The 15044-nt window shown below is 67.6% G+C and carries 14 protein-coding genes; 7 read left to right on the forward strand and 7 right to left on the reverse strand.

Annotated features, from left to right (window positions below; genetic code table 11):
- Positions 1-315: 315 nt before the first annotated feature.
- The 7 genes from DIE16_RS16965 to mpl all read right to left on the reverse strand — a co-directional run bounded on the left by DIE16_RS16965 (position 316) and on the right by mpl (position 8582).
- Entirely contained in the window at positions 316-720 is a 405-nt protein-coding gene (locus DIE16_RS16965; RefSeq protein ID WP_124892849.1) for an EF-hand domain-containing protein, read from the reverse strand.
- Between the two features lie 84 nt (positions 721-804).
- Complete coding sequence (locus DIE16_RS16970) at positions 805-2415, reverse strand: S10 family peptidase (protein WP_124892851.1); 1611 nt, start codon at positions 2413-2415, stop codon at positions 805-807.
- Positions 2416-2843: 428 nt separating this feature from the next.
- Positions 2844-3581, reverse strand: coding sequence for a monofunctional biosynthetic peptidoglycan transglycosylase (gene mtgA, locus DIE16_RS16975; protein WP_124892853.1), 738 nt, complete (start codon positions 3579-3581; stop codon positions 2844-2846).
- A 14-nt stretch (positions 3582-3595) separates the two neighbouring features.
- Positions 3596-4462, reverse strand: coding sequence for a shikimate dehydrogenase (gene aroE / locus DIE16_RS16980; protein ID WP_124892855.1), 867 nt, complete (start codon positions 4460-4462; stop codon positions 3596-3598).
- Positions 4459-6549 (reverse strand): RNB domain-containing ribonuclease, encoded by a 2091-nt coding sequence (locus DIE16_RS16985; protein WP_124892857.1) that lies wholly within the window; start codon positions 6547-6549, stop codon positions 4459-4461. Before DIE16_RS16985 ends, aroE begins: the two co-directional genes overlap by 4 nt.
- Before the next feature lie 81 nt (positions 6550-6630).
- Complete coding sequence (locus tag DIE16_RS16990) at positions 6631-7200, reverse strand: YqiA/YcfP family alpha/beta fold hydrolase (RefSeq protein ID WP_124571469.1); 570 nt, start codon at positions 7198-7200, stop codon at positions 6631-6633.
- Positions 7197-8582, reverse strand: coding sequence for a UDP-N-acetylmuramate:L-alanyl-gamma-D-glutamyl-meso-diaminopimelate ligase (gene mpl, locus DIE16_RS16995; protein ID WP_124892859.1), 1386 nt, complete (start codon positions 8580-8582; stop codon positions 7197-7199). The genes DIE16_RS16990 and mpl overlap by 4 nt, the downstream gene beginning before the upstream one ends.
- Positions 8583-8814: 232 nt before the next feature.
- Between mpl and DIE16_RS17000 the strand changes: the two genes are divergently transcribed.
- From DIE16_RS17000 to DIE16_RS17030, 7 genes are all read left to right on the forward strand, one after another.
- Positions 8815-9459: a UDP-N-acetylmuramate--alanine ligase gene (locus DIE16_RS17000; protein ID WP_124892861.1), complete on the forward strand. Its 645-nt coding sequence runs from the start codon at positions 8815-8817 to the stop codon at positions 9457-9459.
- Between the two features lie 7 nt (positions 9460-9466).
- Positions 9467-10021 carry a TlpA disulfide reductase family protein gene (locus DIE16_RS17005; protein WP_124488238.1) on the forward strand — a complete coding sequence of 185 codons (555 nt, stop codon included), beginning with the start codon at positions 9467-9469 and terminating at the stop codon, positions 10019-10021.
- A 194-nt stretch (positions 10022-10215) separates the two neighbouring features.
- Positions 10216-10668: a type II 3-dehydroquinate dehydratase gene (aroQ, locus tag DIE16_RS17010; RefSeq protein ID WP_040143361.1), complete on the forward strand. Its 453-nt coding sequence runs from the start codon at positions 10216-10218 to the stop codon at positions 10666-10668.
- A 64-nt stretch (positions 10669-10732) separates the two neighbouring features.
- Positions 10733-11206: an acetyl-CoA carboxylase biotin carboxyl carrier protein gene (accB, locus tag DIE16_RS17015; protein WP_124488237.1), complete on the forward strand. Its 474-nt coding sequence runs from the start codon at positions 10733-10735 to the stop codon at positions 11204-11206.
- 85 nt (positions 11207-11291) lie between these two features.
- Positions 11292-12659, forward strand: a complete 1368-nt coding sequence (gene accC, locus DIE16_RS17020) for an acetyl-CoA carboxylase biotin carboxylase subunit (RefSeq protein ID WP_044844200.1) — start codon at positions 11292-11294, stop codon at positions 12657-12659.
- A gap of 2 nt (positions 12660-12661) precedes the next feature.
- Positions 12662-13564, forward strand: coding sequence for a 50S ribosomal protein L11 methyltransferase (gene prmA, locus DIE16_RS17025; RefSeq protein ID WP_124488236.1), 903 nt, complete (start codon positions 12662-12664; stop codon positions 13562-13564).
- A gap of 45 nt (positions 13565-13609) precedes the next feature.
- Positions 13610-14992 (forward strand): DUF3426 domain-containing protein, encoded by a 1383-nt coding sequence (locus DIE16_RS17030; RefSeq protein ID WP_124892863.1) that lies wholly within the window; start codon positions 13610-13612, stop codon positions 14990-14992.
- The last annotated feature ends 52 nt before the right edge of the window (positions 14993-15044 follow it).

The following is a 15044-nucleotide window of genomic DNA, read 5'->3' on the forward strand; positions in this document are numbered from 1 at the left end:
CGCTGTCGCGAGGCCGGAACGAAGTCCGGCGTCGCGGCAACGCGGCGGTCGATGCACCGAGGAAAGCGCCCGGCGAACGTCATGGAAGGTGTCTCCGTGTGCGTCGGGCGCCGCGCGATGCGTGGGTCCGAAGCTGTCGATGTGCTTCGGATTGTAGGAGCGCACGCACTCGCCTCCAATATTTGAGTGCGTTGTCCAGATAATGAGAAAAGCGACGGAAGCCGCGGCATTCGGCGCGGAACCGCCGCGCCATGCGCACGGGGGCGGAACCCGACACGTTGCGGGTCCCGCCCCCGTTATCCGCGCGCGGCGCGCTTACTGCTGGTTCGTGCTGCGCGCCTGCATGTAGCGCTGCACGTCGGAGAACGACACGCGGCCGCTACCGTTCGCGTCGATCTGCCGGAAGTGGTTCGCGACGTAGCCGAGGCCGGCCGCGCGCGCCTGCGCTTCGGTGATCGAGCCGGTGTTCTGCGTGTCGGCCGCGCCGAACTGCCGCGCGAGCTTGCGCACCACCTGCGCGTGCAGCGCGGCGCCCGTCGTCTGCGTGCCGGCGGTCGGCTTGCGCGCGGCCGGCGGCACGTATGGATCGCCGAGCTGCGCCTGGCGCGCGCGCGCCGGGGTGGCGGCGTCGCTCGCCTGCGCGAACGCGGGCACCGATGCGGATGCTGCAACCCCGGCGCATGCGAGCGCCGCGGCAACGACGATGAAACGTTTCTTCATGTCAGGCTCCAGTCTGGAATGAGGTCGTCGACGGCCGGCGAACGGCGCCGCCGCGGGCGCGCGTCGCCAGGCCCGCACATCGCATCAGTGCGCGGCCGCGTTGTAGAAAGTCACGAGGTCGGCTTTCTCCTGCGGACGCGACGTATCGTCGAGATAGACCATGTGTCCACCCTGATAGTCCTTGATCGTCAGGTTCGGTTGCGTGCCGAGCCGCGCGAGGTCGAGCTCGGTCTGGTAGAACGGCGTCGCGATGTCGTGATACCCGTTCAGCGACAGCACCTTCAGCGACGGATTCAGCGTCAGCGCAGCCGCGAGATCGGGAATCGTGTCGGGCATCGCGAGGCCGTCGTGCGTCCAGTCCCAGGTCTCGATCGCATTGCTGCTGAGCGAATACGCCGACTGCGCGCTGTACTTCAGCACGTTCGGCAGGTAGCTGCCGATCGTGTCGGTGAACGGCTTCGTGATGAACGTGCTCGACGGGTCCCCGTCCGCCGCGAGCGGGCTCGACGACGGCACGTTCACGCGTGCGTCGTAGCGGCCGATCAGCGTGCCCGGGATCAGCGCCACCTGGAAGCTGTTGTCGAAGAAGGTCGGGACCACGTTGAAGTCAGCATTCCAAAGCGACTGCTTCACGCCGGTCGAATTCACCATCGTCGTGACGAGCGCAGGCGGAGGCGGCGTGTGGCTCGCGAGATAGGCGTTCACGGCGGGCGTGTAGCTGCCGGCCGTCAACTGGCGCATCTGGTCCGCGTACTGCGGCAGGCTCGACGGGTTCGGATTGTCGAGCTGGTAGTACGCGCCGACGGTGCCGTAGGACGGCACGAAGCCCGCGCAGCTCACCGGGCTCGCCCCGTTGTTCGAGTTGCCGACATAGTCGCTCGCCATGTCGCAGTTCGCGTTGTAGTTCAGGATCGACGACTGCAGCACGATGCCGTCGAGCTTCACGCCGGCCGTCTCGAGCAGGTTCGCGAGCACGTCGGTGCGCGGCGTGCCGTACGACTCGCCGAACAGGTATTTCGGCGAATCGTTGCGCTGGTTCACGGCGATGTAGCGCATCACGAAGTCGCGGAACGCGCCGCCGTCCTGGTCGACACCCCAGAACGTCTGGTTCGTGTTCGGCGCGATCGCCTCCGAGAAGCCGGTCCCGATCGCATCGACGAACACGAGGTCGGTCGTATCGAGCAGGCTTTCCGCGTTGTCGACGAACGGGAACGTCGAGGTATTCGCGTTCGGGTCGCCCGTCTGGATCCGCTTCGGACCGAACGAGCCGAGATGCAGCCACACCGATGCGGAACCGGGGCCGCCGTTGTACAGGAACGTGACGGGCCGCTTCGCCGCGGGCTGGTTGTCCGCGGTGTACGCGATGTAGAAGAACGAGGCTTCGGGCGCGCCCGTCCGCGGATTGCGCGCGACGAGATGACCGGCGGTGGCCGTGTAGCGAATCGTCTTGCCGTTCAGCGTGATCTGGTGATGGGTGACGGCGGCCTTTTCGACCGCGGCGGACGCGTCGAGCGATGCGCTCGCGCTCGATGAATAACTGTTGGGATCGTTGTACGGCCTGTCCACCTGAGCGGCGGGATCGGCTGAATTGGCGGTACCTGCTGCCGAGGACGGGGTCACGTCGTCGTTGCAGGCCGTCAGAATCAGCGAAGAGAACACAACTCCCAACCACAGCTTCGCTTTGCTCGCTGGCATCGTTGCTTTCCTTCTCTCGAATGTTTTTTTGTGTCGAGCAGCCGGGTGAGCCGCCCCCCGCCTCGATTGCGGCCGATAAGCCGAGGCGCCGGCCAATATACGCGAGCGGGTCGGCTTTGAAAAATTTGGAAATATTCGATCGATGGCCGGTGCAGTGCACACCTTTCAGGAATGCTTCGATTCGCGAACCGTCGCTTTTCAGTCGCCTTTCGATTGCTTTCGCGTTTACTCCGGAGCACTAAAAATCACGCGGATTTCGTGCCATATCGACAAACAAAATTCCGCGCGTGCGGGCATTGCTCAGCAAAGCGAAATAGACGAATTCGTCTAATGGATGCGGCCCGAAATGCGGGCATCACGAATGCGCTGCAGTGCACCAATGGCGCACCAGCGACGGAACGGACAATGCGACGGCGCGGGTGCCCCGCTCACTGCGATTGCGGAAGTTCGGCCGCGCCCATGCGGCGGGCAATGACGGCCGCGCGCTGCGCCTGGTAGGCCGAGCCGCGGTGCGCGTCGAACCAGCGCGGCTTCGGCAGCATCACCGCGAGGCGCGCCGACTGCCATGCGCCGAGCCGGCTCGCGGGAATCCTGTAGTAATAACGGGCGGCGGCCTCGGCGCCGTACACGCCGCGACCCCATTCGACCGAATTCAGGTAGATCTCGAAGATCCGCTCCTTGTCGAGCACCGTCTCGAGCATCCACGTGATGATCAGCTCCTGCCCCTTGCGGATGTAGCTCTTCTCGCGCGACAGGAACAGGTTGCGCGCGAGCTGCTGGGTGATCGTCGAACCGCCCGCGACGATCCGGCCGCGCGCCTTGTTCTTCTCCCATGCCTGCAGGATCGCGTCGACGTCGTAGCCGTTGTTGGTCGCGAAGGTCGAATCCTCCGACGCGATCAGCGCGCGCTTCAGGTTGCGCGAGATCTGGTCGTACGGCACCCACTGGTGCTGGATCCGCGCGGGCGGGTTGTCGCGCGACAGCCACCATGCGTCGGTCCGCATGAACGCGGTCGAACCGGGATTGATGAACGACCACGCGGCGATCTGCACGAGATAGAACAGCTGCGTCGCGAGCCATGCGCCCGCGAACACCGAACCCGCATAGACGAGCCAGCGCGTCGCGCCGACCGTGCGCGTGCGCTGCGTGCCGCTTACCGCCACCACGTGCCGCGCTCCGCTCAGGCGGCCGCGAGCGCCTGGCGCAGCGCGGCCAGCACCGGTGCGCCGTCCGGCCGCACGCCGCGCCAGATGAAGAACGATTCGGCCGCCTGCTCGACCAGCATCCCGAGCCCGTCGGCCGTGCGCGCGCCGAGCGACGCCGCATGCTGCATGAACACCGTCGGCTGCGCGCCGTACATCATGTCGTACGCGAGCGTGCCCGCGCCGAACGCGGCCGCGTCGCACGCCGGCAGCGCCGCATCGAGGCTGCCTGCCGTCGCGTTGACGATCACGTCGTACGGCTCGGCACGCACGGCGTCCGGGCCGCCGCCCGACAGTACGCAGCCCGCATCGTGCGCGGCCTGCGCGAACTGGCCGACGAGCGCCTCGGCCTTGCTCGCGGTGCGGTTCACGATCGTGATCGACAGCGGCGCGCGCTCGAGCATCGGCAGCACGACGCCACGCGCCGCGCCGCCCGCGCCGAGCAGCAGGATGCGCGCGCCCGCGAGCGACACGCCGAGATTCGATTCGATGTCGCGCACGAGGCCGACGCCGTCCGTGTTGTCGCCGTAGATGCCGCCGTCGGCATCGATGCGCAGCGTGTTCACCGCGCCCGCCGCCGCCGCGCGCGGCGACAGCGTGTCGGCGAGCGCGTGCGCGTCGAGCTTGAACGGCACCGTCACGTTCGCACCGCGTCCGCCTTCGGCGATGAACGCACGCACGGCGGCCTCGAAGCCGTCGACGGGCGCGAGCCGGTGCTCGTAGACGATCGCCTCGCCCGTCTGCGCGGCGAACTGCGCGTGGATGAACGGCGACTTGCTGTGCGCCACCGGGTTGCCGAACACCACATAGCGGTCGGCGCCGCTCGTCGACGCGGCTGCGTTCACGATGCGCGCCCCTCTTCGCTGTCCTGGCCGTTGGCGGTCGCGGCCGCGTCGCCCGCGGCCGTCGCGCCGTCCGCTTCGGCCAGTGCTTCGGCCTCGGCTTGCGCCGACGCGTCCTGCGCATCGACCAGCGTGTCGTCGCCGCCTTCGTTCTCGTCTTCGTCGTCGGACGCGTCGCCGCTCGTCACGGTCGGCGCGTCGAGCACGTTAAGCAGCCGCACCGACGCCTCGATCGTCAGCTCGTCGAGCGACATCACGTCGAGCAGCACGCGCGTGCCGCGCGCATGCACGCCGAGCCCCGGCACGTGCAGCAGCAGCGGAATTTCCTCGAGGCGCACCAGGTCGCCCTTCACGACGCTCGCGACGACCTGCTTCTTCTGCTCCTGCGCGAGCCAGCGCAGGCACCAGAAGTACTCCATCCGGCGCTGGTAGTCGGCGTACGCGGTATAGGTGTCGTCGAAGCCCTGCACGACCGCGTACAGGTCGGCGTCCTTCGGCTTGAACGGCGCGGCGAGCTTCGCGGTGACGCCGTGCTGCACGCATGCCAGCAGTTGCCACTGGTTCACGAGGTCGACGTAACGGCGCAGCGGCGACGTGCTCCACGCGTATTGCGCGACACCGAGGCCTTCGTGCGGCGCGGCCGTCGTCTGCATCCGCGTGCGCTTCGGGCCCGGCGCGCCGAAGCCGCGCTGCGAGCGATAGATGCCGGGCACCGTGTGATCGTGCAGGAACGCGCCCCACGTCGAGTTCGCGAGGATCGCGAGCTCCGACACGATCAGGTCGAGCGGCGAGCCGCGGCGGCGCGGCGTGATCGTCACGTGCTCGCCTTCGACGTAGAAGTTGTAGTCTGTGTTGCGCTGCACTTCGCGCTTCAGGCCGTAGCCCGCGCGCGCGACCTGGCGCTTCTCGAACAGCGCCTGCGCGAGCGGCCACAGCACGGCGATGTCGTCCTTGTGCGGATAGTCGCCGGTGCCGGCGGCGAGCGTCTCTTCGTTGACGAGCTCGTCGAGCGTGTTGTGGCGCAGGTTGTTCTTCACGAACACCAGTTCGGCGCGCGTCTCGTTCGCGACGATCTCCTGCGTCTCACGGTTGACGATGATGTACAGCGACAGCGCCGGGCGGTAGTCGCCTTCCTTCAGCGTGAACACGTCGACCACGTCGTCCGGCAGCATCGTGATCTTGTCGCCCGGCATGTAGACGGTCGACAGGCGCGCGCGCGCGATCGCGTCGACTGCGTCGCCGCGCACGATGCCGAGCGCCGGCGCCGCGATGTGCACGCCGATCCGCACGCGACCGTCGGACAGGTGCTCGACCGAGAACGCGTCGTCGATTTCGGTCGTCGTGATGTCGTCGATCGAGAACGCCTCGACGTCCGCGCGCGGCAGGTCGTCCGGCAGCGGGCCGACCGTGACGGCCGGGAAGCCCGTGCCGTGCGGGAAGAATTCCGCGAGGAAGCGCGCCTCGTGCAGCGCACGCGGCGACGCGATGCCGCCGCAGTCGAGCATCAGCCGCGCCGGCGACACGCCGCGCGCGCCGGCCGCCGCTTCCATCGCCTTGTATTCGATCGCATTCTTGTCCGGCCGCGTGAGCAGCCCGAGCACCTTGCCCGCGAACGCTTCCGGCAGCTTGCCGGCCTTCAGCTCCTCTTCGTACTGCGCCTGGACGAGCGCCTGCTGGCGCTTGCGCTCGAGCGACGCGAGCGCCATCTTGAGCTGCTCTTCCGGCGCGCGCTGATACTGGCCGCGCCCCTTGCGGCGGAAGTAGACGGGCGAGCCGTGCAGCCGCAGCACCAGCGCCGCGCGCTCGACCGGACCGTAGGTCGCGCCGAAGTATTCCGCGGCCAGCGCCGTATACGCGAATTCGTCGGCCGGCGCGCATTCCCACAGGAAATCCAGGTCGATCTGCTGCGCGGCCGTGTCGGCTTCCTGCATCAGCTCGCTAGCGGCCGGCTTCTCGAATTCGATCAGCACGTCTTTCGCGCGCACCTTCGCCCGCCGCCCGCCGGGCAACTCGACTTGAAACGCGTCGCCCTGGCGCGACAGCACGCTGCCCGCCTTGAAACTGCCCGATTCCTCGAAGAAAACGTTCACTCAGTACTCTCGTTCAGACTGCCGGGCGCCGCATCGGCGGCGCCGCATGATGATGGGAATTCGATCGGCATGACGCCGGGTTCATGACGTTCGGTCGTCGCAAAAAGCGAGAACGTCGTCGACATAGTCGGCAAATTCGCTGATTCCGTGGTCGCTGCCTTCGATCACGCGCGTTTTCGCGCCGGGGTAGTGGGCGAGCATCTCGCGGTAGTCCAGCACTTCGTCGCCCGTCGCCGCGAACAGATAGTAGCGTTCGGGCCGCGAAATCGCCGGCACGCGCAGCGCATCGAGCTCCTGCAGGTGATGGCGTTCGACGACGATCGATCCGCCGCCGTGCCACAGCGGCTGTTCGCCCAGATGCTGCTCGAGGTCGCGCTGCGGCACGATCGCCGGATTCAGCAGCACCGCCTTCCAGCCGTGCTTTTCGGCGAGCCAGGTCGCGTAGTAGCCGCCGAGCGAGCTGCCGATCACCGTCACGTCGCGCACCCCGGCCACCTCGGCTTCCGCGACGGCGATCGCCTCGAGCGGCGACACCGACAGCGACGGGCAGCGCCATTCGGGCGTGCGGCCGAGCTCGGCCATGCGCGCGGCGAGGAGCCGCGACTTCTGCGACTCCGGCGACGACCGGAACCCGTGCAGGTACAGGATCACGCGCGGCTCCCGAGCGCGTCGAGCAGCTTCTGGTGCACGCCGCCGAAGCCGCCGTTGCTCATCACGAGCACGTGGTCGCCCGGACGCGCGGCCTCGACGACCGACTTCACCAACAGATGGAGATCGTCGAACGCGCGGGCCTTGTCGCCGAGCGGCGCGAGCGCGTCGCCGAGATTCCAGCCGAGCGCGTCGCGCCCGGTCGGCGCGCCGTAGCCGAACACCAGGTCGGCGTCGGCGAGACTGGCCGGCAGTTGCGCCTTCATCACGCCGAGCTTCATCGTGTTCGAACGCGGCTCGAGCACGGCGAGAATACGGGAGTTTTGGCGGCCGATGCGTGCACGAAGGCCGGCGATCGTGGTTTCGATCGCGGTCGGATGGTGCGCGAAGTCGTCGTAGACGGTTACCCCATCCACGCTGCCGCGCACTTCCATGCGCCGCTTCACGTTGCGAAACGATGCGAGCGATTCGGCGGCCTGCGCGGGCGGCACGCCGACGTGGCGGGCGGCGGCGATCGCCGCGAGCGCGTTCATCCGGTTGTGGTCGCCCTGCACCTGCCACGCGACCTCACCGACACGCTCGGCCTGCGAATACACCGCGAAGCGCTCGTCGACCGGTACGCCGTCCTCGGCCGGCAGTGCCTGCCAGCCGCCGTCGACGCCGAAGCGCTCGACCTCGCTCCAGCAGCCGCGCGCGAGCACGCGCTCGAGCGCGTCCGAGCGGCCGTTGGTCACGATCCGGCCGACGCCCGGCACGGTGCGCACGAGATGATGGAATTGCGTTTCGATCGAGGCGAGATCCGGGAAGATGTCGGCGTGATCGAATTCGAGATTGTTGAGCACCGCGGTGCGCGGCCGGTAATGGACGAACTTCGAGCGCTTGTCGAAGAACGCCGTGTCGTACTCGTCGGCCTCGATCACGAAGAAACTCGAATCGGTCAGCCGCGCCGACACGCCGAAGTTCAGCGGCACGCCGCCGATCAGGAAGCCCGGGTTCAGGCCGGCATCTTCCAGCAGCCACGCGAGCATCGACGACGTGGTCGTCTTGCCGTGCGTGCCCGCGACCGCCAGCACCCACTTGCCTGCCAGCACGTGTTCGCCGAGCCATTGCGGGCCGGATACATAAGGCAGGCCGCGATCGAGGATCGCCTCCATCAGCGGGTTGCCGCGCGTGACGACGTTGCCGATCACGAACAGGTCGGGCTTCAGGTCGATCTGCTCGGCGCCGTAGCCCTCGATCAGCGTGATGCCCTGCGCCTCGAGCTGCGTGCTCATCGGCGGATAGACGCCCGCGTCGCAACCCGTCACCGTGTGGCCGGCCTCGCGCGCGAGCACGGCGAGACCGCCCATGAAGGTGCCGCAGATGCCAAGAATGTGGATGTGCATAGATGAATGCTTTCGCGCCGCCGGGCGCCGTCGATTCGGAAAGATGGTCTGCGGCACGCCGGACAGGCCGCCCGGCCAACGACTTTCGCCGCGACACAAAGACCGCCATTGTAACTGACGGCCCGCCGTGCCCGGCGGCCCGAACGACGGATCCGGATGCCGCGCGGAACGGCGGATGACGCGCGGCCGCACCGCGTTCGGCCGCCGCACGATCGAGTATGATTGCCGGATCATGTCTCGCAAACCTCTTGTCGACCCGCGGCGCGCCCGCGAGGAAATCGCCCAGTCCGCCGCCCGCCTGATCGCGGAGGACGGCCTCGATTACGCCAGCGCGAAGCGCAAGGCCGCGCGCCAGCTGTTCGGCGATACGCGCGTTGCCGGGGAATGGCTGCCGGATAACGACCTGATCGAGGAAGAACTGCGCGAGTACCTCGCCCTGTTCCAGAGCGACACGCAGCCGGACGAACTGCGCCGCCTGCGCGAGATCGCGCTCGACTGGATGCGCCGGCTCGCCGAGTTCAATCCGTACGTGACGGGCGCGGTGCTGAACGGCACCGCGAACGCGCATTCGGATATCCATTTGCAGATATTCACCGACAACCCGAAGGACGTCGCGATCTACCTGCTGAACCAGAACGTTCAGTACGACGTGTCCGAGACGCGGCATTTCGCCGGTCGCGCCGACGTCGAGACGCTCAGCTTCCTGTGGCGCCCGCGGCGCGACGTGGACGCGATCGGCATTCACGTCGCGCTCTACGCGAGCGACGACCTGCGCGGCGCGGTCAAGGCCGACGCGCGCGGCCGGGTCGCCCGCGCGGACGCCGCCTCATTGCGTGCGCTCGTCGAAGCCAGCAACGCCCCTTCCGAACCGGAATGATTCAACGATGATGATGAAACGCATGTTGCCGCTCGCGGTGGTCGCGGCCGCCGCCGTCGCCGGCGGGCTCGCCGCCGGCCACTGGTTCCGCGGCGGCAGCGCCGATGACGGCGTCGCCGTCGCCGCGCCCGCTGCGCAGGGCAGCCCGGTCGACCAGCTGTGGGCCGCGTCGCTGACCGGCGTCGACGGCAAGCCGGCGTCGCTCGCTTCCTTCAAGGGCCAGAAAGTCGTGGTCAATTTCTGGGCGTCGTGGTGCGGCCCGTGCGTCGAGGAGATGCCGGAGCTCGTCGCGCTGTCGCACCAATACAAGCAGAAAGGCATCCGCTTCATCGGGATCGGCGTCGATTCCGACCAGAACGTGAAGAACTTTCTGCAGAAGGTGAAGGTCGACTATCCGGTTTTCGTCAGCGGTTATGCGGGCGCCGATCTGGCCCGTAATTTCGGAAATACCGCCGGCGCGCTGCCGTTTACGGTCGTCATCGACGAAACCGGCAAGATTCGCGAGACAAAATTAGGACAAATCCAACCGGCCGAGCTGAAAAAGACCCTCGACGCGTTGTGATCGCCCTGAACGGCGGCCCGCACGTTGGCAGCGATTTGTACGTCGATCGCCGCAATTTCACGTGAATTCGCTGATACTTTGCAGCCGCACCGGTAATTCTTGCAGGTCCGGCGCGCCCGGCCGTTCGGCAAAACTAGACAAATTTCTCTAAATAGCGCTAAAGTTCGCGCAATTCCGCAGAAATAGAAGCGACCATGACACGATTGCTGGTGCTGCACGGCCCCAACCTGAACCTTCTCGGCACCCGGGAACCGGAGGTGTACGGCCGCGTCACGCTTGCGCAGATCGATCAGGCGCTTGCCGCGCGAGCCCAGGAAGCCGGCGCCGAACTGTCGTCGTTCCAGAGCAACCATGAAGGCGCGCTCGTCGACCGCATTCAGGCCGCGCGGGAGGAACAGACCGATTTCATCCTGATCAATCCCGCCGCGTATACGCACACGAGCGTCGCGATCCGGGACGCGATCGCCGGCGTCGGCATCCCGTTCGTCGAGGTTCACCTGTCGAACGTGCACCGCCGCGAAGCGTTCAGGCATCACTCCTACTTTTCCGACCAGGCCGAAGGCGTGATCTGCGGGCTCGGCTGGAAAGGTTATCTGTACGCGCTCGAGTACGCGCTGGACAAGCTGCAAGGCGCGTCGCGCGGCTGATTTCGCGATCTAGATTCAGCGCCGGTCCCACCGGCGCTTTCACGTATTGAAAGGGGAATTCCCGATGGATCTTCGTAAGCTGAAAACTCTGATCGACCTCGTTTCCGAATCCGGCATCTCCGAGCTGGAAGTCACGGAAGGCGAAGGCAAGGTGCGTATCGTCAAGAACGCGCCGCCGGTCTACGTGCAGCCGACGGCTGGGTATGCCCCGCAAGTCAGCGCGCCCGCTCCGTCGGTCGCGCTGCCGACCGAAGGTGCTGCCGCGCCGGCAGCAGGCGCCGCCGCCACACCGGCCGCCCCGCAAGGCCACGTCGTGACGTCGCCGATGGTCGGCACGTTCTATCGCGCGCCGTCGCCGGGCGCGGACCCGTTCGTCCAGGTCGGCGACACGGTCAAGGAAGGCCAGACGATCTGCATCATCGAAGCGATGAAGCTGCTCAACGAGATCGAGTCGGACAAGGCCGGCGTGATCAAGGAAATCCTCGTCGAGAACGGCCAGGCCGTCGAATACGGCCAGCCGCTTTTCGTGATCGGCTAAGTCCGCCGCGCGGCCCGTCCGGCCGCGCGCCGCCGATGCTCGCCAGGCGCCGTTCGCGCGCCCCTCGAAGAGACGAATACTCGCTATGTTTGAAAAAATCCTCATTGCCAACCGCGGTGAAATCGCGCTGCGCATCCAGCGCGCGTGCCGCGAGCTCGGCGTCAAGACGGTGGTCGTCTACTCGGAAGCCGACAAGGAAGCCAAGTACGTGCGCCTCGCGGACGAAGCCGTCTGTATCGGCCCGGCCCCGTCGAACCTGAGCTACCTGAACATGCCGGCGCTGATCAGCGCCGCGGAAGTCACCGATGCCGAGGCGATCCACCCCGGCTACGGCTTCCTGTCCGAGAACGCCGACTTCGCCGAACGCGTCGAGCAGTCGGGCTTCACGTTCATCGGCCCGCGCCCGGAAACGATCCGGATGATGGGCGACAAGGTCACCGCGAAGCAGACCATGATCAAGACCGGCGTGCCGTGCGTGCCGGGCTCGGAAGGCGCGTTGCCGGACGATCCGAAGGAGATCGTGAAGATTGCGCGCGCGATCGGCTATCCGGTCATCATCAAGGCAGCGGGCGGCGGCGGCGGGCGCGGGATGCGCGTCGTGCACACCGAAGCCGCGCTCGTGAACGCGGTCAACATGACCCGCGAGGAAGCCGGCCGTGCGTTCGGCAACCCGCAGGTGTACATGGAGAAGTTCCTCGAGAACCCGCGCCACATCGAAATCCAGGTGCTGTCGGACGCGCACAAGAACGCGATCTGGCTCGGCGAGCGCGACTGCTCGATGCAGCGCCGTCACCAGAAGGTGATCGAGGAAGCGCCGGCGCCCGGCATTCCGCGCCGCCTGATCGAGCGCATCGGCGACCGCTGCGCGGACGCGTGCAAGAAGATGGGCTACCTCGGCGCAGGCACGTTCGAATTCCTGTACGAGAACAACGAGTTCTACTTCATCGAGATGAACACGCGCGTGCAGGTCGAGCACCCGGTGTCGGAGATGATCACGGGCGTCGACATCGTGCAGGAACAGATCCGCATCGCTGCCGGCGAGAAGCTCGCGCTGCGCCAGCGCGACATCGAGTTCCGCGGACATGCGATCGAATGCCGGATCAACGCGGAAGATCCATTCAAGTTCACGCCGTCGCCGGGCCGGATCACGTCGTGGCATACGCCGGGCGGCCCTGGCGTGCGCGTCGACTCGCATGCGTACAATGGCTATTTCGTGCCGCCGAACTATGATTCGATGATCGGCAAGCTGATCACCTACGGCGCGACGCGCGACCAGGCGATCCGCCGGATGCGCATCGCGCTGTCGGAAATGGTCGTCGAAGGCATCCAGACCAACATCCCGCTGCACCGCGAGCTGATGATCGACTCGAAGTTCGTCGAAGGCGGCACCAGCATCCACTATCTCGAACACCGGCTCGCCCAGAAGCAGCAGGTCGCACCGGAAGAAGCGTAAGCATGAGCTATCGCGAACTCGTCGTCGAACTGGCCCGTGAGCATGCGGAGGCGCTGTCCGACGCGCTGCTCGACCTCGGCGCGCTGTCGGTGTCCGTCGAGGACGCCGACGCCGACACGCCCGACGAACAGCCGCTCTTCGGCGAGCCCGGCCTCGTTCCCGAACGCACCGCGTGGCAGCACTCGCGCGTGATCGCGCTGCTGTCGCCCGATCACGACCCGGCCGTGCTGCTCGCGGCGGCCGCGAACGAGATCGGCGTCGCCGAGACGCCGAAGTTCGACGTGCGCGAAGTCGAGGAACAGGACTGGGTGCGGCTCACGCAGTCGCAGTTCGAGCCGATTCCGATCGGCGAGCGGATCTGGGTCGTGCCGTCGTGGCACGACGCGCCCGACCCCGACGCGCTGATCCTCGAACTCGACCCCGGTCTCGCGTTCGGCACCGGCAGCCACCCGACCACCCGCCTGTGCATGGAATGGCTCGAACAGTCGGTGAAGCCCGGCCAGTCGGTGCTCGACTACGGCTGCGGCTCGGGCATTCTCGCGATCCTCGCGCGGAAATGCGGGGCGAACCCCGTGGTCGGCATCGACATCGATCCGCAGGCGGTCGAATCGGCGCGCCAGAACAGCGAACGCAACCATGCAGAAGTCACGTACGGGCTGCCCGATGCGTGCCCGGCCGGCGAATTCGACATCGTCGTCGCCAACATCCTGTCGAACCCGCTGAAACTGATGGCATCGATGCTCGCATCGAAGGTGAAACCGGGCGGGCGCATCGCGCTGTCGGGCGTGCTCGCGCGCCAGGCGGACGAAGTCGCGGCCGTCTATGCGCGCTACGTCGACATCTCGGTCTGGCGCGAACACGAAGGTTGGGTATGCCTCGCCGGAACGCGGCGGGAAAGCCATTAGAATAGCGCTGTCCTTCACTCTGGCCAGCAGGCCGCCCGGCTCGACATGCTTCTTGCGACGCGCTGCCCTCATTGCGAAACCGTCTTCCGGCTGCAGCAGGAACAGCTCGCGCTGCATGACGGGCTCGTGCGTTGCGGACACTGTCAGCAGGTCTTCAACGCATCGCAGTCGCTCGTACCCGATCCGGCACCGCCGGAATCCGCGCTGACCGAAGCGGCGCCGGTCGAGCCGGCCGCCGCCAACCCGCAACACGCCGCCGCGCCCGCGCGGCTCTTCACCTCCGACGCACCGGTCGAACCGGCAGCGGGTTCCGATTACCAGCCGGAAGGCTGGGACATGTGGGCGCCGTGGCTCGATGGCGGCGTCGACCCGTCCCTGCAGCACAGTGTCGAGACCGTGCGCGCCGAGCCGCTGATCCCGCTTGCGCTGCCGTCGACGGAATCCGGTGTGGTTCACCTGTCCGGCACGCCGGCGCCGATCGCATCGCAGCCGGCCGAGTTGCACGCCGTCGCCGCGCGATCGGCCGGACCGGATGCAGTGCCGCCCGAGACCGACGAACCGCTCACGCCGCTCACCGAACCCGACCTGCGTGAACCGCGCTTCGTCGCGCCCGCGCCGTCGATCGAACCCGCCGCAGCAGCGCCCGTCGAACCGGTCGGCAACGCGCGCTTCGCCGTGCCCGACGACGAGCACGCGCCACGCGAACCGCGCTTCGCGTTCAGGCCGGTACAAGCCGAGCCCGGACTCGAACCGAAACCCGAACCCGACACCCACGCCGAACGTGCCGCCGCACCGGCCGCAGCCGCCAGCGAACCCGGTGCCGAACCGGACGTACAACCGGCCGCCGAGCCGGTCGCCCAGCCGGCCGCCCCCTTCCCCGCCGCACTGTCCGACGACGACCGCCCGCCCTTCGCCGTGACGCGCGAGCCGCGCGCGCAGCAGCGACGTGGAACGCTCGGCGGCTTTTTCGGCGGCCTCGTCGCGGCCGTGCTCGCGGTGCTGCTCGTCGCGCAGCTCGCGTGGTGGCAGCGCGAAACCGTGATGATCTACTGGCCCGTCACGCAGGGCTGGTTCCGGCAGGCGTGCGCGCCGCTCGGCTGCAAGGTGACGCCGCCGCGCGCGATCGACGGCCTGCGGCTCGACGCGGCCGACCTGCGCCAGATCGACGGCCCGCGCGTGCTGGAGTTGAAGGTGCCGCTGACGAACCGCTACCGCGTCGCGCTCGCCTACCCGTCGCTCGAGCTGACGCTGCTCGACGACACGAATCACGTGACCGTGCGCCGCGTGCTCGCGCCGCGCGACTACGTGCGCCCGGGCATGCCGATCGACGCCGGGCTGCCGCCCGGCACGACGCAGACGATGGTCGTCCGTCTCGACACGAACGGCGCGCCCGCCTCGAATTTCCGCGTCCAGATCTTCTATCCGTGACGCCCCGCGGCGCGCGCATGCGCGCCGTCTCAACCCGCGCGCCGCTGCGGCG

It is taken from the genome of Burkholderia sp. Bp9090, assembly GCF_003857985.1.
GTDB lineage: Bacteria > Pseudomonadota > Gammaproteobacteria > Burkholderiales > Burkholderiaceae > Burkholderia.

Coding starts and splice junctions, on each gene's coding strand:
- DIE16_RS17000 (WP_124892861.1), top strand. CDS start 8,815: ATGTCTCGCAAACCTCTTGTCGACCCGCGGCGCGCCCGCGAGGAAATC.
- DIE16_RS17005 (WP_124488238.1), top strand. CDS start 9,467: ATGATGATGAAACGCATGTTGCCGCTCGCGGTGGTCGCGGCCGCCGCC.
- DIE16_RS16970 (WP_124892851.1), bottom strand. CDS start 2,415: ATGCCAGCGAGCAAAGCGAAGCTGTGGTTGGGAGTTGTGTTCTCTTCG.
- DIE16_RS17030 (WP_124892863.1), top strand. CDS start 13,610: ATGCTTCTTGCGACGCGCTGCCCTCATTGCGAAACCGTCTTCCGGCTG.
- mpl (WP_124892859.1), bottom strand. CDS start 8,582: ATGCACATCCACATTCTTGGCATCTGCGGCACCTTCATGGGCGGTCTC.
- accB (WP_124488237.1), top strand. CDS start 10,733: ATGGATCTTCGTAAGCTGAAAACTCTGATCGACCTCGTTTCCGAATCC.
- accC (WP_044844200.1), top strand. CDS start 11,292: ATGTTTGAAAAAATCCTCATTGCCAACCGCGGTGAAATCGCGCTGCGC.
- DIE16_RS16965 (WP_124892849.1), bottom strand. CDS start 720: ATGAAGAAACGTTTCATCGTCGTTGCCGCGGCGCTCGCATGCGCCGGG.
- aroQ (WP_040143361.1), top strand. CDS start 10,216: ATGACACGATTGCTGGTGCTGCACGGCCCCAACCTGAACCTTCTCGGC.
- prmA (WP_124488236.1), top strand. CDS start 12,662: ATGAGCTATCGCGAACTCGTCGTCGAACTGGCCCGTGAGCATGCGGAG.